This is a genomic window from Flavobacterium ovatum (assembly GCF_040703125.1).
Taxonomy (GTDB): Bacteria; Bacteroidota; Bacteroidia; order Flavobacteriales; family Flavobacteriaceae; genus Flavobacterium; species Flavobacterium ovatum.
This window is the reverse complement of record NZ_CP160035.1, coordinates 1,529,164-1,554,637: the sequence shown is the minus strand read 5'-3', so window position 1 is coordinate 1,554,637 and position 25,474 is coordinate 1,529,164. Positions and strand designations below refer to the sequence as shown.

The following is a 25,474-nucleotide window of genomic DNA, read 5'->3' as shown; positions in this document are numbered from 1 at the left end:
TCCTTAAAAATAAATTTCAAAACTAATCAACAAGCTCAAATTTGATTTTCTGATTATTTACAATCACATAAAAATCACCCGCTTCTAAATGTCTTACCCCAACGCTATCCAAATAACTCAAATCTCGCATTGGATCAATCTCAAACCGATAAACAACTTTTTCTCCTGATTTTATTTCTTTCTTTTCGAAATATTTAAGCTCCTTCATCGGTCTTGATATAGTTGCAAACGGGTCTTTTACAAACCACTGTACGGTTTCTTTTCCGTCTCTGCTTCCGGCATTTGTAACTTCAACTTCTGCAATTATTTTTTCTCCTTTTTGAATTTTAGTTTTTGATAATTTGATTGGACTATACTCATAAGTAGTGTAACTTAATCCATGTCCAAACCAATATAAAGCATCTCTCGGAATATCCTGATAATGTCCAAGGTCAGGTCTTGCAGCTTCACGCATGTTGTAATAAATCGGAATTTGCCCTGTAGTTTGCGGAAAAGTAATCGATAATTTACCGGATGGATTGTGTCTCCCAGATAATATTCCCGCAACAGAGGAACCTGCTACAGTACCTGGTTGCCATATTTCTACAATAGCATCAGCCATTTCATTTAGCCGTATTAATTCTAAAGGTCTCCCACTCGAAAGCATCAAAATGATAGGTTTTCCTGCTTTTTGAAGTTCAGCTACCAATTCCTCCTGGATTTTTGGCAATGCAATGGTAGAACGCGAACCATTCTCGCCACTCCAGTTTCTTTTCTCTCCCAAAAATACAACTACAGCATCTGATTTTTTGGCTGCTGCCAAAGCCTCTGCAAAACCACTTTTGTCTTCTCCCTCAAAATTACATCCCAAAGCATAATTTAGCGTTGCTTTGTTTTTAAATTCTTTTTGCAATCCATCAAAAATTGTTTCTACATCTTCTGGTCTTCCCATTCCTTCCCAGAATCCCATGATATGAACAGAATCTTTTACCATTGGACCAATAATTGCCAAATTTTTATACTTATCGGTTATCGGTAATGTTTGTTTTTTATTCTTCAACAAAACCATCGATTCTGCCGCTAGTTCCTCGGCTACTTTCAAATATTCGGGCAGTAAGTAGCGCTTTTTCTCTGGAACCACATCTACATACGGATTCTCAAAAAGCCCTAATTTCATTTTTACTCTTATTATTCTTCTTACCGCTTCATCAATTGTAGCCATTGGTACTTTCCCTTCTTTTACCAATTCCGGTAAGTAGTCCAAATAAGCATTATCCACCATATCCATTTCGACTCCTGCAAGCACCGATTTAGTCGCGGCTTCTTTTAAATCTTTAGCTACAGACTGTTCTACCAAATTGCGAATCGAACCCCAATCAGAAATTACAAATCCTTGGTGTCCCCATTTTCTTTTCAATATTTCTGTCAAAGTATAATGATTGGCCGAAGCAGGAATTCCAGATATATCATTAAAACCACACATTACTGTTGCTGCCCCAGCCTTTATTCCAGCTTCGAATGGAGGCATAAAAGTTTCCCAAAGTGTTTGATTTGAAATGTCACTATAATGATAATCCCTTCCTCCTTCGGATAAGCTATACCCAATATAATGTTTCAAACAAGCGGCAATGGTGTATTTATCGGCTAAGTTTTCGCCTTGATATCCTTGAACTGCAGCTACAGCAAAAACTGAATTGGCATAGGTGTCTTCTCCGTACCCTTCAGAAACTCTTCCCCAACGGGCATCTCTAGCGACATCCAGCATGGGTGAAAAAGTCCAATCCAGACCCGACAACCAACTTTCCTTAGCCGTAATAGCACAGGATTGTTTGACCAATTCCGTGTTCCAAGAACATGCTTGCGCCAACGGAATAGGAAAAACGGTTCGGTACCCATGAATAGCATCAAAACCAAAAATAATTGGAATCCCCAACCTTGTTTCGGTCATCGCTTTCTTCTGAATTTGATTGCGGTATTCTGGATTGGTACTTCGATACAATAAAGAACCAATTTCGGGATTAGCCGCTTTCATTATTTCGCCAATGTTGTTTGGATTGGCATTTTTCCCATAGGTCCATTGATTCATTTGCATGATTTTCTCCTCCAAAGTCATAAGACTTATTAGGTTTTCGATGCGTGCTTCAATAGGTGCTTTTTTGTCCTTGTAAATCGGATTTTTAATTTGTGCTGTTCCCGTTAAAAAAGGAATAACCACGGCTGTAAGTGTTAAAAATATTTTTTTCATCTTGAGGAATATCATGTTGTAACTTTAACTTATTTCTTAGCATCTAAATACTGAATAAGCTCATAAGTATGGTTATTAATCAGCTTCATATTTTCAATCAAAGGCGAGTAATGCTCGTAATTACTATCTATAATTCCTTTATTTGAATCTCTGTTCGAAAAATCGGTAGTCAAATCATTTGGATCATTATCTTGGTATTTAAACCAATGCCATCCCACACAGCTTTTGCTTTTTAAAAGTTCGATGGTAAAATTTTGATAGAAATAACCTCTGTCTTTTTGTGTTGGAACATTCCATCCAGCTCCTGTTTTATTTGGTAAGCCAGAATCTTCTCCTTTGGTATACCATTCGGTAATTAAGAATGGTTTTCCGGACCAACCTTCCCAATTGTCCATTATAGATTGTACAGGTTCCCATTTTCGATAATGATTAATAGAGATAACATCCATATACTTTCCAGCTACTTCAAATATTTTTGGATTGTCTAATTCATCCTTTTCTTGATTAAATCGACACCCTAAATAGAGGTGATTGTTATCGTATTTTTTAATGGCTTTAGTTACTTTTTTCATATAGGTTTCAAAGTAAAAGCCGGTAAAATCTTGTCGATCTAAGTCAGTAATATCAGCAACAGTAGCGTTTTTTCCTTTTCTAGCCTCCAACCATTTTTTGGCAGCTTTATACCCTTCTTCTTCTTTACCTAAAAAATTCAAATGTCTGTCTAAGGCGTCATCAACCCATGGTAATTCATTATCTGTATAATATCCCAACAAGAATTTATCATTTTTATATTTTTGAATTTTAGAAATCTCTTTTTCAACATAAACATCAAATTCGGCATCGAAAACCATCGCCAAATCGTACCGAAACCCTTGCCAGCCTGCTTTCTCATACTTCCCATTAAATTTCTTTAGATGCTGTGATTTGTATGCTCCCATCGGACTTACAATTACGGTATAAACCAGTGGCGTTTTCTCCTCTCTAATTAAATCAACATTTGACCAAGCACCAGCTCCATTAAAACCTTGCTCTTTTAGAAAAGTAGTTTCCTTTGAAATCCAATTGGACTTATTTCCGTACTTTGATTCTAAAGCTTTATTTTGACCCTCGGATGAACCTGGGTTTAAAACAGCGACTCCTTTATGTATAAATGGATTTCCATTGGGGTCAATTATCCACCAACGATTGTCTATTTTTTCTGTTCTAAAAAAACCTGTCGCCTTAACATTAAATACGTTCCAGCCACCGTATTGATTTGTTTGAGGATCCTTAGTATAATTAAAATCCGGTAGCTTATCTATAGTTTTTGCGGTGTATTCTTTCCAAACAGTATCGTCGGCATTTTGCCTAGCCATCACTTTATAAAAACCTTGATCGTCTTGAGACAAAGAAGATTTTGTACTCCAATTGTTTTGAGCGAACGATACCGTATTACCAAAAACGATTAGCAATAAAAAAGTGATTTTACCTGAGATTTTTAATTTACTTTCCACGACAATTAGTTTTATAATTTTGATTTTATTGATAATTCAAAGATTGATAATTCTCTGAATTTTCAAGGTCACAAACATGCTTATATAAGGGTTGATTTGTATTTATAAAAAGTTTTTATTTAGAAATAAAAAACAAAAACCGACTATTGTAAGCACAAAAAAAGCTGCCTAAATAGTTAGACAGCCTCTTTCAAAAAAAAAAAAATTATTTCAATTCAAACTCACTTTCCAGTACGTCATTAGAATTGGTCCCAACAAATACTTTAAACATTCCTGATTCAACTAAATAATTGCCATTGTTGTCAAAAAATCCCAACTCGGCATTGGTCAATGTAAAATTGATTATTTTGGTTTCTCCTATTTTTAGATTGACCAATTCAAATCCTTTTAGCTCCTTAACTGGTCTCACCAAACTACCATTCAAATCCCTAATATACAATTGTACAACCTCTTTTCCTTCATATTTGCCAGTATTAGTAACTGTTACAGATACTTTTACAGGTTCGTCTTTTTCAAAAACAGCTTTGTTAATTTTTAGATTAGAATACCCAAAGGAAGTATAGCTTAACCCATGACCAAAAACATACAAAGGGGTGTTTTCTACATCTGAATAATGAGACCAAAATACATTAGTATCAGAATTCACAGGGCGACCTGTACCAAAATGGTTGTAGTAAATTGGAATTTGACCCACATTTCTAGGGAACGAAATGGGTAATTTTCCACTTGGATTGTAGTCTCCATAAAGTACCTCTGCAATCGCATTACCAGATTGCGTTCCCAATTGCCAAGCTTCTACAATTGTTGGAATATTTTCGCTTGCCCAAGGGATCGTTAATGGTCTTCCGTTATTAAGAACCAATACAATGTTTTTATTCACTTTAAATATTTCTTCTAACAATTCCTGTTGATTCCCAGGCAAATCGATATTGGTTCTACTTCTTCCTTCTCCACTTTGAAAACCATGTTCACCTAAAACCATTACCACAACATCTGCATTTTGAGCTGCATTTTTGGCTGCTTCAAATCCGCTTTTATCCGTGGTATTAAATTCTAATTCCTGTACAAAAGTAGTTTTACCAACTGTTACATCAGTCCCTTTGTCGTAAGTCAGTTGATTTCCTTTGTATTTTTGCATTCCTTCCAAAACAGAAACAGCGGTATTATCATTTGAAGCAATTCGCCAACTTCCCAACGGACTCGTTTTATCATTTGCCAAAGCACCAATAAGTGCAATTTTTTGCCCTGATTTTTTTAAAGGAAGAAGCTGATTCTCATTTTTCAGCAATACAATTGATTTTTTGGCCATATCCAAAACTCCCTCATTATTAAATTGACTTCCAATGGTGGTTTTCTCCCTTGCTTCATCACAATACTTATACGGATCATCAAACAAACCTAGCTCATATTTGACACGGAGAATTCTTCGAACAGCATCATCCACCAACTCGATTTTTACTTTTTTGTCATTGACCAACTTTACCAATTCTGCGACATACAAATACGATTCCATATCCATATCAGAACCCGCCATCACTGATTTTTGAACAGCTTCGCTTCCGTCTTTTGCAAAACCATGCGTCACTGTCTCTTTTATTGAAGCCCAATCTGAAACTACAAATCCATCAAAATCCCATTTTCCTTTTAGAATATCCCTTTGTAAAAAAGAATTACTAGTGGCTGGAATTCCGTTTAGCAAATTAAATGCATTCATCATTGTTCGTACGCCTGCGTCTTTGGCTGCTTTAAAAGGAGGTAAAACAACATTGTAAAGTGTAGCATTACTAATATCAACCGTATTGTATTCTCGTCCAGATTCTACAAAACCGTAGGCTGCAAAATGTTTGGCACAAGCTGCAATAGTATTATTTTCTGCCAAATTATCACCTTGAAATCCTTTGACACGTGCCGTGGCGATTTTGCTTCCTAAATAAGGGTCTTCTCCCGCCGCTTCCATAATACGTCCCCAACGAGGATCACGAGAAATATCTACATTTGGACCAAACGCCCAGTTAATACCAGCTGCCGAAGCTTCAGCTGCCGCAATAGCAGTCGATTTTCGTATGGCCTCTAAATCCCAACTAGCGGCTTCGGCTAATGGAATTGGACTCAACGTTTTGTACCCATGAATGACATCAAACCCGATGATTAATGGTATCCCTAAACGTGTTTCTTCCACCGCAATCTTTTGAACCGCACGAACTTCTTTTGCTCCTCGAACGCTCAATAAGGAACCAACCCAACCTTGGCGTAGATGGTCTAATTTTAATTTTGAGACACCTCCTTTTGGCGCCGGACCAGTCACGTCCCAGGACCAGTTGTACTGATTCATTTGTCCAACTTTTTCTTCGACTGTCATTTCATTCATCAACAAAGTAATGCGCTCCTCAATAGTTTTTTTACTATCCAAATGTGGTTTTCGCTGAGCGTATGCATTGGCAACTACAAACAGTGAAAACAGTCCAATAATAGTGTTTCTACTTTTCATTATAATAATATTTGAAGTGTTTATGATTATTTTAATTATTAAAAAACCGTGAAGAAATAGTCCCCCACGGTTTTGAAAAAAAAACTAACTAATTTTTTTATTTATTTTTTCGTGAAATAAATATCATCAATATAATAATCAAATGAATCGGGTGCAGTTGTATAATCACTGTCATCCGTTCTTACTGTAAATTGCTTTATGCTAGATAGTGCAGTTGGTGTAGCTGATAAACCAGCACCTGATCCATTTAACAATATATCAGAAAAAGGAATCACTAATTCATGCCAAGCACCATCCCAAAGCATTCCGTAAGCTGGTACCGCTGGTTTTAAAGTTACCCAAAAATTCCCAGCATTTGTATTCAAACGAATCCTTACATTTTTGGGAGTCGTAGATTTAACAGCAATATTTAAGAAACCGTAGGCAGATGCATTATAAGGTGAGGTTGTCAAATCCATGTGTGACAATGCAAAACCAGTTTGCGGACTTCCGTTTCCTGTAGGATCATAATGATAAAATAAACTTTTGCTTCCATGATTGGTATTGGTACTCACAGTTGTAATTGAAAAATTTCCGTTATTAGGTGGTGGAGCAATTCCTGCATTAGTACTTACAATATCTCTTTCGGTATAAATACCGACACCATCAATAGGTGCTGGAGGCAAACTTACAATAACATTTACCTTATCAAGGTTGGTATCACTACCTGTAAAAAACAATCGTAATGTATTGAGACCTTTGCTCAATGCAATTCCTGTTATGTTTTTACTAACGAAGACATTGTTCCCACCTGTAAATGAAAAATTTCCACTTTGACCAAGATCAGTAACTTGCCCTGTACTTATATTTACAGATTGCAGTTTAATTGATTTTCCTCCGGCAGCATTTCCTGAAGCTACTTTAAATTCAAAATCATAAAAACCATCATTGGCAACATTCACTGCATAATTTACCCATTCTCCCGCATTAGTATAGCTAATCTTTGTTGGCGTACCTACTTCGACATCAACACCGTCATCCGTTCTATATCTAGTACTTCCGTTGGCGACGGCTAGATTTGCAACTTCATTATCATGATACCCTACTCCTTCTCCTCCTTTATCATAATTTTCGGCTTCAAATGTACCCGGAATTGCAACTGCAGTACCGCTATAAGGCAACGCTGCGTCAATACCTTTTACTACAATAGTAAATTTTACCGTCTCAACAGTATTATCAATGTACTTGACAACTAAGGTAGCATCAAATGTACCTGGTGTACTATACGAAACTTTAACATTAGGATTGATAGATGTAGCTGGAGACCCTCCTTTAAATGTCCAATTTGTGGTTAATACTTTAAAAGAAGTACTTGTGAAATCTACAGATTGTCCAAAATCAATACTAGTTTTTGAGGCAGTAGCCTCCGTTTTCCCTTTATCATACAGCACAACTTCTCTTTCCACTTCTCTTTCACAGGAGAGTAAAAAGAAGGTGAAAAATAAAATTAAATAGGTACTTTTAGATATTTTAATGTTTTTAAAATTCATAATTAAACGTTTTAGTTATTTATTGGTCATTTGATTTTAACAAAATTAGTCATAATGTAAAGTCTTTAAGTATCTGATAATTTCTGTTTAGGGGCAAAATTGTACACATTCAATAAATCCTATTTAAACAAGTTAAAACTATTACACTTAATTTTTCATCCTATAAAATCAAATAATCAAAATCATAGAGTTTAAAATATAGTATTGTTTTGCTATTCCATTTTATACAACCAAACACATATAGAACCCTAATTACAAACAATTTTCATCTATTATATCATAATATATGGATAAGTTTGTGACTATTAACTAACCTACACAATCGAATTATGAGATAAATCACAATAGACAATTCCGTTCTTAAAACACACCAATGATTAAAAAGTCCATATTTCTAAAATACAAATACATATTACTTTATTTGCATTTTGATAAACATTAAAAAACAACTCGATTAAACTAAAATTTCAAAATGGTAAAATTTGCTTATTAAAAACAACATTCTGCTACATAATTGTTTAATCATCATAAGGAATAAAATTACCGGATAGAAATCTTTAAATTCACCATTAAAATTTAAAAAATAATTATCGTAACTTTTACTTCAAAATCTCAATCCAATATGATTCTTTCCATAAAAAAAGCGCTTATTTTTTTATTGACTTTACTATGCTTTTGTAAACTATCAGCGCAAGAGTCTGGACTGCATTTTGACCAAGTTAACTATGATGAGGATTTTTCTCCAAGTATGATTTCGAGCATGCTTCAAAGCGAAAAAGGTTTTATTTGGATTGGCACAAAAAACGGATTGTTTCGATATGACGGCTACAGTTTTAATAGATACATTAGAAACAAACAAATTAAAGGAAGCCTAAGCAACAATCATATCAATATGATTTTTGAAGATTCGAATGAAAATCTTTGGATCGGTACAAACCATGGATTAAATTTCTTTAATAAAAATTCAAATAATTTCATAACTATTGACATTTCAAGTGCTAAAGGAGGGGAAAACTACATCAGCTCGTTTGCAGAAGACCAAAATAAAACGATTTGGGTTGGAACTTTTGGTGGCGTAAAAAGACTTAATCTGAAAACTAATAAGTTAAATAATATAAATGACAATCCTAATTTTGAATTAAACAGCAGTAGGGTACTTTCACTTTTTTACGATAAGGAATGGGGCCTTTTAGCAGGCACATCACAAGGTCTAAAACACTTTGATCCCACCACTTTAAAAAGTAAAAAACTACCTAACGTATTTTATAATAATCCTGATTTTTTGAAAGCAAAAATCTGGAAAATTGTTAAAACCAAAACAGGAGACTTATGGTTTGCTTCTGAAACCATGGGAGCTTTTTTGTATTCTAAATCAAAGAATGCAATTATTCAGTATAAAAACGATTCCAAAAATGCAAACTCAATTGCCTCCAATTGGATAAACGATATAGTTCAGCTCAACAACGGTACTATGTGGTTTGCTACAAAAGATGGACTGAGTGTCTATAATAGTATTAAAAATAATTTTACGAATTACAAACACAATCCATTGAACAATTTCAGCCTGAGTGACAATGATTTGAATTGTTTTTTAAAAGATAATAACGGTTGCATTTGGACTGGAACAACTGCTGGAGGAATCAATTTCTATAACAAATCAAACACCAATTTCTCTAAAATAGGAGAAACATTAAAGCCGCAATTTGGATTAAACAATGCGTTAGTACATGCTATTGTAAAAGAAAATAATGATGCATTATGGGTTGGAACCTATGGTGGTGGACTAAATTATCTAGATTTAAAAAACAATATTTCTACATCGTACAAAATTGACAATGACGACAAAAAGACAAAAAATTTAGTTACTGCTATAATTAACAAAGACAGCAACACCTTAGTATTCGGAACATTTAATGGGCTGTTTCAGTTCAACAAAACCTCTAAAACGTTTAAAAAAATTCCACTTAGCGCCAACGGACTTATTGAAGATGAACGCCCTATAACATCATTAATAATGGATAATGGAACTATTTGGGTGGGAACAAATGGAAACGGCTTAAAAAAAATAGCTCCAAATGGTGAAGTAGAAAATTACAGAAAAAATCGTTCCCCAAATTCTCTTTCAGATAATTTCATCATGGATTTGGAAAACAGAAAAGAGGGAATCTGGATAACAACTACAAATGGCTTAAATTATTTTGATAAAAAACTTGAAAAAGTATCCAAACTTTTTAGATCTAAAACTAAAAAACCGATTGACAATAATAGCTTAACTACACTATTTACAGACTCTAAGAATAGATTATGGATTGGAGCAGACTACGATGGATTGTATTATTTAAACGAATCAAATGACACTTTCTTAACCCTAAATAAAGCCAAAGGATTAACCGACGCAACCATTAAAAGTGTAACCGAGGATGCAGAAGGGAACCTATGGGTGAGTTCCGAAGATTTTCTTTTTAAAATAAAAATAAAAAATGATTCGATTAACTTAAAAGATTCTGATTTTGAAATCACCAGATTCTCTGTAAGTGACGGTGTATCAGTTAAGCAGTTTTCCTATAATTCCGGTATTCAAATTAATGAAAACAAATTAGCTTTTGGTTCTTCCAAAGGACTATTGTTGTTTAATACTCAGTCTTTAATTAAAGCTTCTAATAATAGTGCAATTGTTTTTACAAAACTTATTGTCAATAATGAAATTATTGAATCAGGCCAGGAAAGCACTATTTTAAACAAACCTATTTCTGAAACTTCTCAAATTACCATCAATTATGACCAAGGATATATTGGACTAGAATTCAGTAGTTTAAATTTTGTAAACCCTAAAAAAAGCAACTATGCTTATAAATTAGATTATGAATCAACTAAGGACCAATGGCACCTTACAGGCACGCAAAACAGAATTAACTTATCAAACTTAAATCATGGAACTTACAATTTATCTGTAAAATCGACCAACGATGATGGTAGCTGGAATCCGAAAGTAAAAACCTTAAAAATTATTATTCTCCCTCCCTGGTGGAAAACCTGGTGGGCCTATAGTTTATACGTCATATTATTTCTATTATTTAATTATACTGTATATCGTTTTATTCAAAACCGAATTAAACTAAAAAGAGAATTATTTTTAGAACATGTAGAAAACGAAAGAAAGCAAGAAATTCTCAATATGCAATTGAATTTCTTTACCAATATCTCTCATGAAATAAGAACCCCTTTAACCCTCATAAAAGGCCCTGTCGAAGAACTATTAACCGCAACAAACAATGATTTAACAACCAAAACCAAACTAAAAATGATACAGCAAAACTCAGATCGTTTATTAAAACTAGTAAATGAATTATTGGATTTTAGAAAGGCTGAAGAAGGTCACATGAAAATCTACTGTGAAAAGCAAGACATCATTTCGTTTTGCTTTGAAATTTTTGAATCCTTCAAAGTTCTTGCTGTTGAAAAAAATATCGAATATAAATTTGTGCTTAATTCTCATAAAATCCCAGTTTACTTTGACCAAAATCAAATGGAAAAAGTATTGTTTAATTTGCTTTCAAACGCCTTTAAATTCACCAAGAAAAATGGAAAAATTGTATTGGCTGTAGAAGAAGGCACAGCTGCAGAAAAAAAAGTATTTATCAAAATTAAGGATAACGGAATTGGTATTCCTGAGGAGAGTAAGGATAATATTTTTAACAATTTTTTCCAAGTCGATGATCGAGGTACTCACAATATGGGAAGTGGTGTAGGTTTGGCCTTGTCCAAAAGTATTGTTGAACTTCACAAAGGAGAAATCACCATTCTTAATGAAACAGAATCATGGACAAATACAGTTTTCCAAATTGAATTACTCCTAGGTCATAAACATTTAACACAGGATCAAATTCTAAAAAGTGACGGCACCAACAATGAACCGATTATCACTACCAAAAAAACAATTGAAACCGATAATACATCAATAGGAGAAGATTCAAATGAAGAATTCGATACTAACAAAAAAACACTCCTTGTTGTAGAAGACAATGATGAAGTACGCACGTTTCTTATTAATGTTTTAAACGAAGAATATAATATTATTGATTTTCCAAATGGTAAAGAAGCTGTAAGTTTCATGGAAAAAGAAATTCCAGATTTAATTATTAGTGATATAATGATGCCCGAAATGGACGGCCTTGAATTATGTGCTTATATTAAAACAAATGAAAGTACGAATCATATCCCTGTTATCTTACTAACTGCAAAAGCTTCGATTGACAACAAGATTGAAGGACTATCGACTGGTGCAGATGCTTACATATCCAAACCCTTTAGTACTCAAATTTTAAAACTTAGTATTCAGAACCTTTTATCCTCTAAAGAAATTCTAAAGCTTAAATACAGCGGTAACTTTATTGTAGACTCGGACTTAGATAAGTTAACTACTCCAGAAGAAATTTTTATTAAAAAGTTAATGAGAATTATTGAAGAGAATATTGAAAATCCTGAATTAGATGTTAATATGTTGGTCAATGAAATTGGAATGAGTAGAACTATTTTATACAAAAAAGTGAATACCCTAACCAATCATTCTGTCGCTAGTTTAATCAAGCATTTGAGACTTAAAAAAGCCTCAGATATTATTTTAAACACTTCTTATCCAATCTCTGAAGTTGCCTTCTTAGTAGGATTTAGTGATAGAAAACACTTTAGCAGAGAGTTTAAAAAAGTATACAAAGCATCTCCTTCTGTTTATAAAAACACAAACAGTCCAACTGAATAATTCCCTTAAATAGGCTAGGAATGTTTTTGAAATTTTAATTCTCAAAAGCATTCTTAGCTATATTCCTCTCAAAAATCCCTGATTTTAAAGGCATTAATCTTACAGATACATTCACACCCCTATAAACGAATGTATACCTCCCTTCGCTTGTTGTATTAAAATTGATATTTGTATTAACTAAACAAATTATTTTAACTAACCTTTTTATAAATATGAAAATAAATATTCAAAGAAATGCTTTTAAGCAATTTAATCTTAAAAGGAGATTAGGCTTTATTGTATTATTAAGCATGATCTCTTTAACAGTTAATGCTCAAACAAAAACAGTAAAAGGAACGGTCATCGATGATATAGGGTTACCACTTCCTGGGGCTACTATTCTTATTGAAGGAACTACCTTTGCAACCTCAACAGATATTGACGGAAAATATTCCATTAGTACTACACCAAATCAGAAACTTACCTTTTCGTATGTAGGTACCAAAACAGTAACCATTTTGGTGGGTAACCAAACCACTATTAATGCAACATTAATTTCAGACAACAAACTAGAAGAAGTGGTTGTTGTAGGTTATGGTGTAAAAAAGAAAAGCGACATTATTAGTTCTGTAGTACGTGTAAAAGCAGAAGATTTAACTAAAGTAGCAACCTCCGATGTTGGAGAAATGCTAAGAGGAAAAGCTGCTGGAGTTCAAGTTTCATTGGCAAGTGGCGCACCTGGAAGTTCATCATCTATTCAAATAAGAGGTCAACGTTCTATAAGTGGAGGAAACGATCCAATTGTAATTGCAGATGGTGTACGAATTGGAAGTATCAATGACATCAATGCCAATGACATTGAATCATTGGAAGTACTTAAAGATGCTGCTGCTCAATCTATATATGGAGCTCGAGCTGCTAATGGTGTCATATTGATTACAACCAAAAGAGGTAAAGATGGTAAAGCAAAAATTTCTTATAACGGGTTCTCTGGAATTCAGACTATCAACAGAAATTTTGACATCTATAGCGGTGAAGAATTTGCACAGCTAAAAAGAGAAGCTTTCAGAACCAACAACGGAGGAGTTTACAGACCAGACGATCAGATATTTTCTGCATTAGAACTAGAAAGTGTTCAATCTGGAAATTATGTAAATTGGGAAGACTTGGTGCTACAAACAGGACAAACTCAAAATCATGCTCTTAATATCTCTTCTGGGACTGAAACTTTCAATATTTTCAGCAGTGTAAACTATATTAATACAAAAGGAGTCATCCCAAATTCAGACTTTAATAAAGTAGGATTGAGATTGAATGCCGATCAAAAAATAAATGATTGGATGAAAGTAGGAATCAATACCTCTTTTCAATTTTCTGAATCAAATAGTCCTAATACGAGCGGTGTTATCCTTAGTTCTATTACAACGGCTCCCCTTGGAAAAGCCTTTAATGATGATGGTTCGTTGCGCTTTTTACCTGGTGGATTTGCAGAGAATAAAAATCCATTAATAGATCTAGAACAAACGACTAATTTTATCGAAAACAGAAATGATATCTTAAATGTGTTTTTAGATGTTACTCCCTTTAAAGGCTTCAAATACAGATTGAATACTAGTAGAAGATCTTGGAATTACAAACGAGCATCATACAATACTACAAAATCGATTACTGGAATTGCGAATGCTGGACAAGGTAGTGGTGCTATACAATTTCAAGATGAAGTAGAGTGGCAAATTGAAAACATCTTTACCTATAATTTCAACCTTAAAGAAGTAAATCATTTTGGTTTTACTGCTGTTCAAAGTGTTTCTGAAACAACGAACAATAATTTTCAAAATTCATCTACCAGAATCCCTAATGACATACTAGGCATAAACGGACTTGAATCGGCATTATTAAACACACCAACGCTTTCAGCATACAAAAGAGGGATTGTATCTGGTGTTGGAAGAGTAGAATATGATTATGATAATAAATATTATTTTACCGTTGCCGGTAGAGTTGATGGCTCAACAGTATTTGGAAAAAATAATAAATGGGCATTTTTCCCTTCTGCAAATATTGGTTGGAATGTACACAAAGAAAATTTCATGAGTAATATTGATGAAATTAATAATTTAAAATTACGTTTTAGTTACGGAAGTGTTGGTAATGAAGCCATTTCTCCTGGACTAAGTCAGAGTAATGCCAATCAAAATAATTATGTAATTAATGGCACACAAGTATCAGGTTACATACCAGGAGCATTTTTACCCAATCCAGATTTGAGATGGGAAACTTCAACAACATTTAACTCGGCAGTAGATTTTGGCTTTTTTAATGACCGAATCACCACTACTTTGGAATATTACGTTACTCGAACAAAAGATTTATTAGTTCAAGAGCAGTTAGACCTGTCTTCTGGATACAGCAATAGATGGAGTAATATTGGTGAAATCGAAAATAGAGGATTTGAAGCAACAGTAAATGCTAACATTATCAGAAAAAAAGATTTCAAATTGAATCTAGGTTTGTCTTTTACTAAAAACAATAACAAAATAATTAGTTTATACGGTAAAGATGCAAATGGAGACGGTATAGAAGATAATGATATATTGAATAGAAGATTTATTGGTCAGTCTATTGGTGTTTTTTACCAATACCAACCTACTGGAATTTTCCAAGAAGGTGAAAATATCATAAATTCAGCACAACCATTGGCTGTTCCTGGAGACATTAAATTGCTAGATGTAAATGGTGACAATGTAATTAACGATAGTGACCGTGTAATTACTTCAAGAGCTCCAGATTGGTACGGAACCGTTTCTTTGGGTATGGAATACAAAGGATTTGATATGTCTGCCGATTTTTATACGGTACAAGGTGTTACAAGAGACAATCCTTTTCTATATGGTTATACAGAAGGAGGATCATTAAGAGGAATCAAAAACGGAATTAAACAAAACTATTGGACACCAGAAAATCCTGGAGGAAACTTCCCTAGACCTAAAGAAGGAAATGACCCTAGCAATATTTTTAATTTAGGCTTGCAAGACGCTTCCTATGTTAGATTACAAAATATAACTTTTGGTTATTCTTTGCCTAAAACAATAACTTCAAAATTAGGATTATCAAATTTAAGAATATATGTAACGGGTAGCAACTTAATAACTATAACGGATTTTCAATCGTATAGTCCAGAGAAAAACCCTGGTGATTATCCAGAACCAGTGACACTTGTTACCGGACTTAAATTAGGATTTTAATATAAAAATTATTTAAAAAAGTAAAATATTAAATAAACAGATTATGAAAAAAATAAAATATTTTATCATATCAACACTTTTAGTTTCTCTTACATTCTTATCATGTGAGTCATTCCTAGATGAAGAAGTTATAGATAAAGTTTCCGTTGATTACATATACAATTCACCTGAAGGATTAGAAGTTGGGGTGAATGCACTTTACAACAGAATGCGTCAGTACAACGCGCCATCTGGAGACAATACGAACCTACAGGCTAATGTATTTTTTCTTGCCGCTACTGATTTAGGGCTTCACAGAACATGGTTTACTCCTTATGGAGCAAACGAACATACGCCTTCTCGATTCCCAAGCGATAAATGGGTAAATGCTTATCGTATAATAGACAGAGCGTCTGCAATTATTACAAACTCTAGAGCTGTTGCAATGGATCAAACTGCAAAAAACAAACTTGTTGCACAAGCCAGAGTTATTAGAGGAGAATTATACTTAGATTTAATAAGCATGTATGGAACCATTTTATTAGATACAGTTCCTACTACGCCTACTAATTTCAATGATCCAATTGAGTATAAAGCAGCCACAAAAGAAGCCGTTTTTGGAGTAATTAATGCTGATCTTGACTTTGCTGTAGCTAATTTAGACTGGAAAGTTTCAACAGGCCGTTATGGACAAGGAGTAGCAAGACATATAAGAGGGAAAGCTGCTATGTGGACAGGAGATTGGCAAGAAGCTGCTGATCAATTTGATGCAATAATAACAAACACAACTCACGATTTAGTAGATTTAAACCAAGTTTTTGGAGAAAATGTAAACCATAGTGAAGCTTTGTTTGTGTACCAAAAAAATCAATCACTAGGAGATGGAGATGGTTTAGCTGGTGGAGGTGGTTTTTGGTTAGGAAGTGTCTTTACGCAAAGGCTTTATGAAAAACAATCAGGAGCAGATGCAACTGCTGGAAACGAAGTTATTTTGGATGTTAATTATGGTGGCCAATCTTTAGGCTGGTTCTTCCCTAATAATTACTTAAAGTCTCTTTATGACAAAACAAACGACAAAAGATTTACAACATATTACTGGCCTGACAACCATACCTCTTATCTTGTTAACAATCCTAAACACCCTAGGTTTGGGCAACCTATTACAGCTCCTGAAGACAATTACCGAAGATTCCATTGGAGTTTAAAAAAATATGCTGATTTTCAGACTAAGCTTGTAGGGACAGAAAACAGCTATAAAAGCTACATCTATTACAGATATGCCGAAACACTTTTGTTGGCATCTGAAGCACATCATAATTTGGGACAAGATGTTACAGCTTTAGGATACATAAACAAAGTAAGACGTAGAGGTTATGGATTAAATCCAAACACACCATCAGCTTTCGATTTTACAACTTGGACTTTAAACACTTATTTAGATGAATCAGCTAGAGAATTAGCATTCGAAAATAACCGTTGGTTTTTATTAAAACGACTAGGACTTCTTGGTGAAAGAATTGTGCTTCATTATAGAAATGGTGATAACACTGGTGCAGAAGCCAATGATGCTAATAGCAGTATAACTCCTTGGAGGTCTCATTATATCAATTGTCCAGTACCACAAAGTCAAATTGATATTATAGGTGCAAATGCATCTCAATTTAATATTGGATATTAAGAAAAACATAGTAGTACAAATTATCTATTATGAATATTTTTCTATCTGTAAAACAACATTATTCTATGTCAAAAATGAATTATAAAGAAATGGTTTTAGTCTGTTTGACTTTTATGGTAATTCAATTAAATACCTATAGTCAAAAAACGATTCAAAACGTATTCAATAGAGAAAAATTAAGTTTAAACGGTCAGTGGAAATACATCATTGACCCTTATCAAATGGGCTATCTAGATTACAGACAGAAACCATTTGATGAAAGTAAAGATGGTACAGGTGGATTTTATGAAAATTTGAATCCAACTGATAAGAAAACAAAAGTTGAATACAACTTTGAGTTTGAGCCATCATTACAAGTGCCTGGTGATTGGAACTCTCAAGACCAGCGTCTTTTATTTTATGAAGGAACACTATGGTATAAGAAAGACTTTGTAGTTACACCAAAAAAAGACAAAAACTACTTTATCTATTTTGCTGCTGTTAATTACGAATCACACGTTTATTTAAATGGAAAAAAAATCGGAACTCACAAGGGTGGTTTTACTCCGTTTCAATTTGATGTCACAGGAAAACTAAAAGACGGTGACAATTTTATCGTAGTAATGGTAGATAATACTCGTAAAAAGGATGCTGTCCCAACCATTAATACTGATTGGTGGAATTATGGTGGAATAACTAGAGATGTATTATTAATCTCCACACCTAGCATTTATATCGAAGATTACAAAGTGCAACTTGCAAAGGATAATAAAGATCAAATAGAAGGTTTTATTCAATTAAAAAATGCTGCGAAAAATGAGACTGTGGTTGTAGAAATTCCTGAGCTAAAAATCAAATCTACTTATACTGTAGATGAGAACGGGTATGCTAAATTTAATTTCCCTGTAAAAAAAGTGCAGTACTGGTCTCCAGAAACTCCAAAACTTTATAATGTTATTGTTTCTTCGAAATTAGATAAGGTAACCGATAAAATTGGTTTTAGAACTATAAAAACAATTGACAAAGATATTTTCCTGAATGGTAAGTCGATCTTTCTAAAAGGAATATCTGTCCATGACGAAAACCCGCTTGTAGGTGGAAGATTCCGTTCTGAAGGGGATATGCGAATGATGCTTAATTGGGCAAAAGAATTGGGCTGTAATTACATAAGATTAGCTCATTACACGCACAATGAAACAATGCTAAGGTTGGCAGATGAAGTTGGTTTATTAGTATGGGCAGAAGTACCCGTTTATTGGACCATCTCTTGGACAAATCAAGAAACCTATGACAATGCTGAAAATCAATTGGCAGTAGCGATTGAAAGAGATAAAAACAGAGCCAGTATCATTATTTGGTCAGTTGGGAATGAAACTCCCATCAATAAAGACAGAAACATTTTCATGGGTAAACTGGTAGACAAAGTGAGAAGTATTGACAATACACGCTTGGTAGCGGCAGCTCTTGAATTGGAACGCCATGGCTATACCGTAACTGTTGATGACGTTTTGGGTAACAAATTAGATTTGGCTAGCTTTAATGAATATGGCGGATGGTATTGGTCTGAGCCTAAAGAATTACCTAAATATACATTTGATATCAAATTCAATAAACCAGTTGTTATTTCTGAATTTGGTGCAGGTGCTCTGGCTGGCTTTCACGGAGATGAAGATACCATGTGGAGCGAAGAATTACAGGAGTTGTTCTATATCAAACAACTGGAAATGTTAGAAAAAATTGATGGACTAAGAGGAATGACTCCTTGGATTCTTGTTGACTTCAAGTCCCCACGACGTCAAAACCCAATATATCAAAATTTTTGGAATAGAAAAGGGCTTATTTCTGAAACAGGAATAAAGAAAAAAGCTTTTTATGTTTTACAAAAATATTACGAAACAAAAAAAATGAATTAAACAAAGTAGCACTATTGTTAATTTAAAAAAAATGAAAAAATGAAAAATATCTATAAATTTTTTGGTGTACTTGCTATAGCTTGCTCTTTGTCATGTACACACCAAGACAAAGCTGTATTTGTAAATGGAGAATCCAAAGGCAATACGGAAACAACGGATGCCTTAACAGCTCAAAAAGTAATACTTGAACTAGGACCAGGTTTCAATCTAGGAAATACTTTTGAAACTAATATACACACGGCTACTTTCGCAAGTGTCAAGCCTATAATTGATTTGTACAAAACTGCAGGCATGAAACATGTTCGAATTCCAACTACTTGGATGGACCGATTTACAGACAAACTGGCTGACGCTAACGGAAATATCAACTTGCAAAATGCACGTTTTATCGAACTCGTAAAAGTAATCGATTATGCACTAAGCCAAAATATGTATGTGATTCTAAATACACATCACGAAAGTTGGCTAAAAGACAATTATGATGGTTCGGAAGCTTTTGACACTAAATTCAAAACACTTTGGACAGGGATTGCAACCCATTTTAAAGACCATTCAAAAAAATTAATTTTTGAAGTTCTTAATGAACCAGAAGGAAATTTGGGAGAATTAGATGGCTCTGGACCTTTTCCTGACCCTACAAATGCAACGGCATTAGCTTATACTCGAAAAGTAAACAAAATAGGTTATGATGCCATAAGAGCAACTGGCGGAAATAACACCACTAGAATTATAATGGTTGGACTAAACGGTCAAGGGAATGCGTTGAATATTGCCAACGTTTATCCTGACAAAGCTAGTTTACCAGGAGCAGGTACTGATAATTATATATCCATTCAAGTACACACTTATAATCCATGGGCGTTTTGTGGAGAGACAGGTAGTAATGCTGCCTTTCCTGGGACTTCGTTTATTGAAACTGGAATCCAAAATGTCAAAATACAATCAGTTAAACTAAATGTTCCTATTCATTATGGAGAATTTGGAGTAGGTAGAAGCAGCAATGCAGGAGAAAGAAATACAGATATTGTAAGAGGTTTTTACCGTACAATTGCAAAGACCACCATAGCACAATCTATGTCTTATAGTGTTTGGGATGATCGTGGATGGTTTGCCTTAATAAATACTGCAGGTACAAGTTTCACAAACAACATTGTACCCAACATGTTGCAATAACCCTATTGCATTACTAAATAATTTTAAGCAAGAATTTCTATAAAAAGAAATTCTTGCTTTTTTTATGCCTTGTACAATTCTCCCCCTTTTAAAGAATAAACAGCCCCTGAAAACCAATTGTGTGAATGTAGTTTTACATAATTAATAACTAAAATAATTTAATCATGAAAAAAATTACCTTAATTACACTATTTTTAATTGCATTTATAGCAAATGCACAAACGTATGCTATATACACAGAAGATGCTTCTATAGGAGCAGGAGTTAACAGCCTTAGGTTTAACAATGGAGCTGGTTTTTCAGGCTCAGAATCAACAACTTCATCTTATGAAGGAACCAAAAATTACTTACTAACGTATACTGCCGCTGGAACCTATTTTCACGGCATATTTTTTCCTCGAAATAGTACTAATTCCGCTGATGTAACTGTAGATTTATCTGCTTACTCTTATTATAACATAGCAATAAAAACAAGTTCAGCGACTCAGTTTTTTATTCGAATGAGAGGAAATGGAGTTACTGCAAAAGTACTCATTAACCCAGCCTCAAATAGCTATGGATTTACGAATGATAATCAATGGCATTTCATGTCTATTCCTTTCGCTGATTTTATTCCCGAGAATATTGCATTTAGCAAGGCTTTAATATCAGAAATATTGGTTTTCAGAAGTAATGATGCTACTGGTGTTGTTGTATCACCAAATAATAACTTCGCATTTGACAATGCATATGCTTCAGCAAATATGGTTACTTTAGGAATTAACGAAAAAAATACTTTAACCGCTTCGATATTTCCTAACCCTGCTACCAATGTTTTAAATATAAATTCATTAGAGACTATCAAATCAATAAAAATCTATAATTTATTAGGCCAAACTGTTTTAGCAAAAAGTTCTAAAAATTCTATGGAAAACATTGATGTTTCTTCATTAAATAATGGAACATACATTATCAATATTGAATCCGAAGAAAAAAAATACACTACTAAATTCATTAAAAAATAATTAGTGTAATGATAGTTCAAAAACATCATAATTAATACCGCATTGGAGTACAATTATTAAACAGTAGTAAGCAATAGTTTACTACTGTTTTTTTTTAGACTATAAAAAAAGGGGGCATTTTCTTTTCAACTTCACACTTTTAGTAATGGTCTCTACTAAAGCACCTTTGTAAACGAATAAAGCTCAAAAACAGTTGTTTTTGAGCTTTATTTAGTATATTTAAAACTTTAAGGCTACTTAAGAAGCAATCTCCAATCGTTTCAATAAGTTTTTATTCAAAGTTTCCTTGGCATAATCGACATCAATTTCTAGAATTTTATCTTCTGAACTTGGCAATTCATACATCGCATCGGTTAAGATAGCTTCACAAAGAGAACGCAATCCACGTGCTCCCAATTTGTATTCTAATGCTTTGTCAACTATAAAATCTAAAGCTTCGTTGGTAATTGTAAATTCAACGTCATCCATCAAGAATAACTTTTGGTACTGCTTGATTAACGCATTTTTTGGTTTTGTTAAAATAGAACGTAACGTTTCTCTATCCAACGGATCCATATGTGTCAATACTGGTAAACGACCAATGATTTCTGGAATCAATCCAAAATCTTTAATATCTTTTGGAATGATGTATTGCAACAAATTGTCTTTATCGATATTGTCTTCATTTTTTGAAGTCGAATATCCAACTGCTTGACGATTTAAACGTTTCGAAATAATTCTTTCGATTCCGTCAAAAGCACCACCAGCGATAAACAAAATATCTTGTGTATTTACCTCAACAAATTTTTGGTCTGGGTGTTTACGTCCACCTTTTGGGGGTACGTTCACAACTGTTCCTTCCAATAATTTAAGTAAGGCTTGTTGCACCCCTTCACCAGAAACATCTCTAGTAATAGATGGATTATCACTCTTACGAGCAATTTTATCGATTTCGTCAATAAATACGATTCCGCGTTCTGCTTTGGCAACATCATAATCTGCAGCTTGCAATAAACGTGTCAAAATACTCTCAACATCTTCACCTACATAACCGGCTTCTGTCAATACAGTTGCATCAACGATTGCCAAAGGAACATCTAACATTTTTGCAATTGTTTTTGCAACCAATGTTTTTCCAGTTCCCGTTTGCCCAACCATGATGATGTTACTTTTTTCAATCTCTACCTCATCGTCTTGTTGCTGTTGCATCAAACGTTTATAGTGATTATAAACCGCAACCGACATTACTTTTTTGGTTTGATCCTGTCCAATTACATATTGATCTAGAAAAGCTCTAATTTCTTTCGGCTTTTGCAAAATCAAATCTCCCACTGCATTTGTCCCTTTACCTGATTTTATTTCTTCAAGTACAATTCCGTGTGCTTGCTCGATACATTTATCACAAATGTGTGCATCAATCCCAGCAATTAGTAAATTGGTTTCGGGCTTCTTTCGTCCACAAAATGAACATTCTAATTTTTCTTTTGCCATTTTTTAAGCTTAGAAGTTGGAAATTAGAAGTTAGAGGTCACCATACGTACCTCTAACTTCTAACCTCTAACTTTTATTTAACTTCTTCTCAACACTTCATCAATCATTCCGTATTCTTTTGCTTCATCAGCAATCATCCAGTAATCACGTTCACTATCGTTGTGTACTTTCTCGAAAGTTTGTCCAGAATGTTGTGAAATGATTTTATATAATTCATCTTTCAATTTCAACATTTCGCGTAAGTTGATTTCCATATCAGTAGCGACACCTTGTGCTCCTCCTGATGGTTGGTGAATCATTACTCTTGAATGTGGCAAAGCAGAACGTTTTCCTTCTGCACCAGCACATAATAATACCGCTCCCATAGAAGCAGCCATTCCTGTACAGATTGTTGCTACATCTGGTTTGATGTACTGCATGGTATCATAAATCCCTAAACCTGCATAAACACTTCCTCCTGGAGAGTTCAAATAAATTTGAATATCTTTTGAAGCATCTGCGCTTTCTAAGAATAATAATTGTGCTTGTACAATATTTGCAATTTGATCATCGATTCCTGTACCTAGAAATATAATTCTATCCATCATTAATCTCGAAAAAACATCCAATTGAGAAATATTCAATTGACGTTCTTCTATAATATAAGGAGTCATATTGGTAGGATTCATAGCAGCAATGATTTTATCATAATACATTGCATTTACGCCTTGGTGCTTTGTAGCAAATTTTTTAAATTCTTTACCGTAATTCATTTTTTAAAAAAGTTTAAAGTTTAAAGTTTAAAGCTTAAGGTTGTTCTAGTTTGAACATAAAACCTTAAACTAAAAAACAAAGAGCGTCAAAAAATATTTTTCTGACGCTCAAATATACTTAATTTTTATTATTTAGTTTTAGTAATAAAATTATAAAGTTATCAGGTGTTGGTGCTTATTACGATTTTCTCAAATCAATCGACATTCAACATCTAACTTCTTACCTCTAACTTTCTTACCTCTAACTTCAAATTATTCTCCGTAAGACGCAGCAATAAATTCATCGTAAGTAACTTCTTTGATAGTTGGTTTTGCTTTTTCTTTGAACACTTCCAACAATTTCTCAGCAACTACTTGCTCAGAAAGTCTTTTCACTTCGTCTTGGTTTGACAACACTCTAGCTACAATTCCTTGAACTTCTTCGTCAGATGGATTTGTTTGACCAAATTGCGCCATTTGTTGACGGATATTTTTGGTTGTAAAAGTTTTCAAATCTTCAAAAGAAACTTTGATGTCAGTTTGAGACATTGCTCTACCTTCGATCAATTGAAAACGCAATCCTTTTTCAGAACGAGTATATTCAACTTCAGCTTCTTCAGGAGATAATTTTTTCTCACCTACCGTTTGCAACCATTTTTTAAGGAAAGTTGCTGGCAATTCGAATTTTGTACTTTCAATTAAAAACTCAGTAACATCACCTAATAATTTTTGGTCTGCTTGTTGCGCAAATTGAGATTCAGCATCTTCTTTGATCTTAGCTTTCAACTCCTCCAGAGAAGCTACAGTGCCTTCACCAAACAATTTATCAAACAATTCTTGGTTCAATTCAGCTGGCTCAGATGTAGTGATTTCTTCAATAGTAAAATCAACATCAACTGCTAAATCATGTACATTATCGTGTGCTACTTTTAAGTAATCCATCAATTGATGTGCGTCTTCGAACAAGTCTTTTGTATTAACAGTAACTACGTCACCTACTTTTTTACCGATAAATTTATCAGCAGTCGCTTTGTCTTTGAAAGCAGACAATGCGATAGTTGTAGTATTTCCTATTCCTTCCGCTTCGTTGGTAAAAATACCTTTCAAATCAACACCTTCAGTAACTGCTTCTTGTGGAATTGCTGTGCCAAATTGTTTTTGGATACGCTCAACTTGACCGTCAATTAATTTATCGTCAGCAGTAACTACATATTTTACGATTTGGTTCTCAGCTTCTAAATCCAATTCGAAGTTTGGCACTAAACCAATTTCGAATTCAAAAGTCAATTCTTCAGCAGACCAATCTAATCCTTCATTAACAACAGGAAGTGGAGTTCCTAAAAGATTCAATCTTTCTGATTGAATGTAACGCTCAAGAGCTAAATCAACAACTTTTTTAATTTCTTCTTGTTTGATTTCTCTTCCGTATTGTTTTTCAACAACTCCTTTAGGCACAGCTCCTTTTCTAAATCCTTTTACTTGCGCCAAAGGCATTTTTTCGTTGATTCTTTTAGCTACTTGACCTTTGTAATCCATGTGTACCACATTCATTACAATCGTTTCGCTTACAGCGTCTATTGCTACTCTTTTAATATCCATCTTCTTCTTTAATTTACATAATAAAATTGGGTTGCAAATTTAAGAAATTTTTGCAACCCAAACAAGCATTTTTATTTATTGAATTTCAAGGAGTTTACCTCAAGGAATCTTCCTTCAATTCAATTTTGATCTAGAGGGATTCAGCTCCCATATTTCTACAACGAATTAAGCATCAAAACATCCTTTAATTTTTATAGATAACTATAAAAGCACTTCTCTTCAACCTTACAC

Annotated in this window: 13 protein-coding genes; 6 read left to right on the top strand and 7 right to left on the bottom strand. The window is 33.8% G+C overall.

Going from position 1 to position 25,474, the window contains the following annotated elements:
• Positions 1 to 22 precede the first annotated feature (22 nt).
• The 4 genes from ABZP37_RS06630 to ABZP37_RS06615 all read right to left on the bottom strand — a co-directional run bounded on the left by ABZP37_RS06630 (position 23) and on the right by ABZP37_RS06615 (position 7,734).
• A complete protein-coding gene (locus ABZP37_RS06630) occupies positions 23 to 2,224 on the bottom strand; it encodes a glycoside hydrolase family 3 N-terminal domain-containing protein (RefSeq protein ID WP_366186677.1) in 2,202 nt (733 codons plus the stop codon).
• Positions 2,225 to 2,253: 29 nt separating this feature from the next.
• Positions 2,254 to 3,717: a hypothetical protein gene (locus tag ABZP37_RS06625; protein WP_366186675.1), complete on the bottom strand. Its 1,464-nt coding sequence runs from the start codon at positions 3,715 to 3,717 to the stop codon at positions 2,254 to 2,256.
• A gap of 205 nt (positions 3,718 to 3,922) precedes the next feature.
• Entirely contained in the window at positions 3,923 to 6,205 is a 2,283-nt protein-coding gene (gene bglX / locus ABZP37_RS06620) for a beta-glucosidase BglX (RefSeq protein ID WP_366186673.1), read from the bottom strand.
• A gap of 101 nt (positions 6,206 to 6,306) precedes the next feature.
• Positions 6,307 to 7,734: a carbohydrate-binding protein gene (locus ABZP37_RS06615; protein ID WP_366186671.1), complete on the bottom strand. Its 1,428-nt coding sequence runs from the start codon at positions 7,732 to 7,734 to the stop codon at positions 6,307 to 6,309.
• 622 nt (positions 7,735 to 8,356) lie between these two features.
• On the opposite strand from ABZP37_RS06615, the gene ABZP37_RS06610 reads away from it, so the two are divergent.
• The 6 genes from ABZP37_RS06610 to ABZP37_RS06585 all read left to right on the top strand — a co-directional run bounded on the left by ABZP37_RS06610 (position 8,357) and on the right by ABZP37_RS06585 (position 21,443).
• Entirely contained in the window at positions 8,357 to 12,493 is a 4,137-nt protein-coding gene (locus ABZP37_RS06610) for a two-component regulator propeller domain-containing protein (RefSeq protein WP_366186669.1), read from the top strand.
• 212 nt (positions 12,494 to 12,705) lie between these two features.
• Complete coding sequence (locus tag ABZP37_RS06605) at positions 12,706 to 15,717, top strand: TonB-dependent receptor (RefSeq protein ID WP_366186667.1); 3,012 nt, start codon at positions 12,706 to 12,708, stop codon at positions 15,715 to 15,717.
• A 43-nt stretch (positions 15,718 to 15,760) separates the two neighbouring features.
• A complete protein-coding gene (locus tag ABZP37_RS06600) occupies positions 15,761 to 17,374 on the top strand; it encodes a RagB/SusD family nutrient uptake outer membrane protein (RefSeq protein WP_366186665.1) in 1,614 nt (537 codons plus the stop codon).
• A gap of 29 nt (positions 17,375 to 17,403) precedes the next feature.
• Entirely contained in the window at positions 17,404 to 19,266 is a 1,863-nt protein-coding gene (locus ABZP37_RS06595) for a glycoside hydrolase family 2 TIM barrel-domain containing protein (protein WP_366186663.1), read from the top strand.
• Positions 19,267 to 19,305: 39 nt separating this feature from the next.
• Complete coding sequence (locus ABZP37_RS06590; RefSeq protein WP_366186661.1) at positions 19,306 to 20,439, top strand: glycoside hydrolase family 5 protein; 1,134 nt, start codon at positions 19,306 to 19,308, stop codon at positions 20,437 to 20,439.
• Between the two features lie 164 nt (positions 20,440 to 20,603).
• Complete coding sequence (locus tag ABZP37_RS06585; RefSeq protein ID WP_366186659.1) at positions 20,604 to 21,443, top strand: T9SS type A sorting domain-containing protein; 840 nt, start codon at positions 20,604 to 20,606, stop codon at positions 21,441 to 21,443.
• A 237-nt stretch (positions 21,444 to 21,680) separates the two neighbouring features.
• Here the strand turns inward: ABZP37_RS06585 and clpX are convergent, their stop codons facing one another.
• From clpX to ABZP37_RS06570, 3 genes are all read right to left on the bottom strand, one after another.
• Complete coding sequence (gene clpX, locus ABZP37_RS06580) at positions 21,681 to 22,913, bottom strand: ATP-dependent Clp protease ATP-binding subunit ClpX (protein WP_366186657.1); 1,233 nt, start codon at positions 22,911 to 22,913, stop codon at positions 21,681 to 21,683.
• A 77-nt stretch (positions 22,914 to 22,990) separates the two neighbouring features.
• A complete protein-coding gene (gene clpP, locus ABZP37_RS06575; protein WP_366186655.1) occupies positions 22,991 to 23,665 on the bottom strand; it encodes an ATP-dependent Clp endopeptidase proteolytic subunit ClpP in 675 nt (224 codons plus the stop codon).
• A 252-nt stretch (positions 23,666 to 23,917) separates the two neighbouring features.
• The gene (locus ABZP37_RS06570) at positions 23,918 to 25,243 is read right to left on the bottom strand and encodes a trigger factor (protein WP_366186653.1); all 1,326 of its coding nucleotides are present in this window, start codon (positions 25,241 to 25,243) and stop codon (positions 23,918 to 23,920) included.
• Positions 25,244 to 25,474 lie beyond the last annotated feature (231 nt).

What these genes read in the sequence shown, in the direction of transcription:
- ABZP37_RS06570 (WP_366186653.1), bottom strand. Translation starts at nt 25,243, where the DNA reads ATGGATATTAAAAGAGTAGCAATAGACGCTGTAAGCGAAACGATTGTA.
- ABZP37_RS06630 (WP_366186677.1), bottom strand. Translation starts at nt 2,224, where the DNA reads ATGAAAAAAATATTTTTAACACTTACAGCCGTGGTTATTCCTTTTTTA.
- ABZP37_RS06615 (WP_366186671.1), bottom strand. Translation starts at nt 7,734, where the DNA reads ATGAATTTTAAAAACATTAAAATATCTAAAAGTACCTATTTAATTTTA.
- ABZP37_RS06585 (WP_366186659.1), top strand. Translation starts at nt 20,604, where the DNA reads ATGAAAAAAATTACCTTAATTACACTATTTTTAATTGCATTTATAGCA.
- ABZP37_RS06600 (WP_366186665.1), top strand. Translation starts at nt 15,761, where the DNA reads ATGAAAAAAATAAAATATTTTATCATATCAACACTTTTAGTTTCTCTT.
- ABZP37_RS06610 (WP_366186669.1), top strand. Translation starts at nt 8,357, where the DNA reads ATGATTCTTTCCATAAAAAAAGCGCTTATTTTTTTATTGACTTTACTA.
- ABZP37_RS06590 (WP_366186661.1), top strand. Translation starts at nt 19,306, where the DNA reads ATGAAAAATATCTATAAATTTTTTGGTGTACTTGCTATAGCTTGCTCT.
- ABZP37_RS06595 (WP_366186663.1), top strand. Translation starts at nt 17,404, where the DNA reads ATGAATATTTTTCTATCTGTAAAACAACATTATTCTATGTCAAAAATG.
- clpX (WP_366186657.1), bottom strand. Translation starts at nt 22,913, where the DNA reads ATGGCAAAAGAAAAATTAGAATGTTCATTTTGTGGACGAAAGAAGCCC.
- clpP (WP_366186655.1), bottom strand. Translation starts at nt 23,665, where the DNA reads ATGAATTACGGTAAAGAATTTAAAAAATTTGCTACAAAGCACCAAGGC.
- bglX (WP_366186673.1), bottom strand. Translation starts at nt 6,205, where the DNA reads ATGAAAAGTAGAAACACTATTATTGGACTGTTTTCACTGTTTGTAGTT.
- ABZP37_RS06605 (WP_366186667.1), top strand. Translation starts at nt 12,706, where the DNA reads ATGAAAATAAATATTCAAAGAAATGCTTTTAAGCAATTTAATCTTAAA.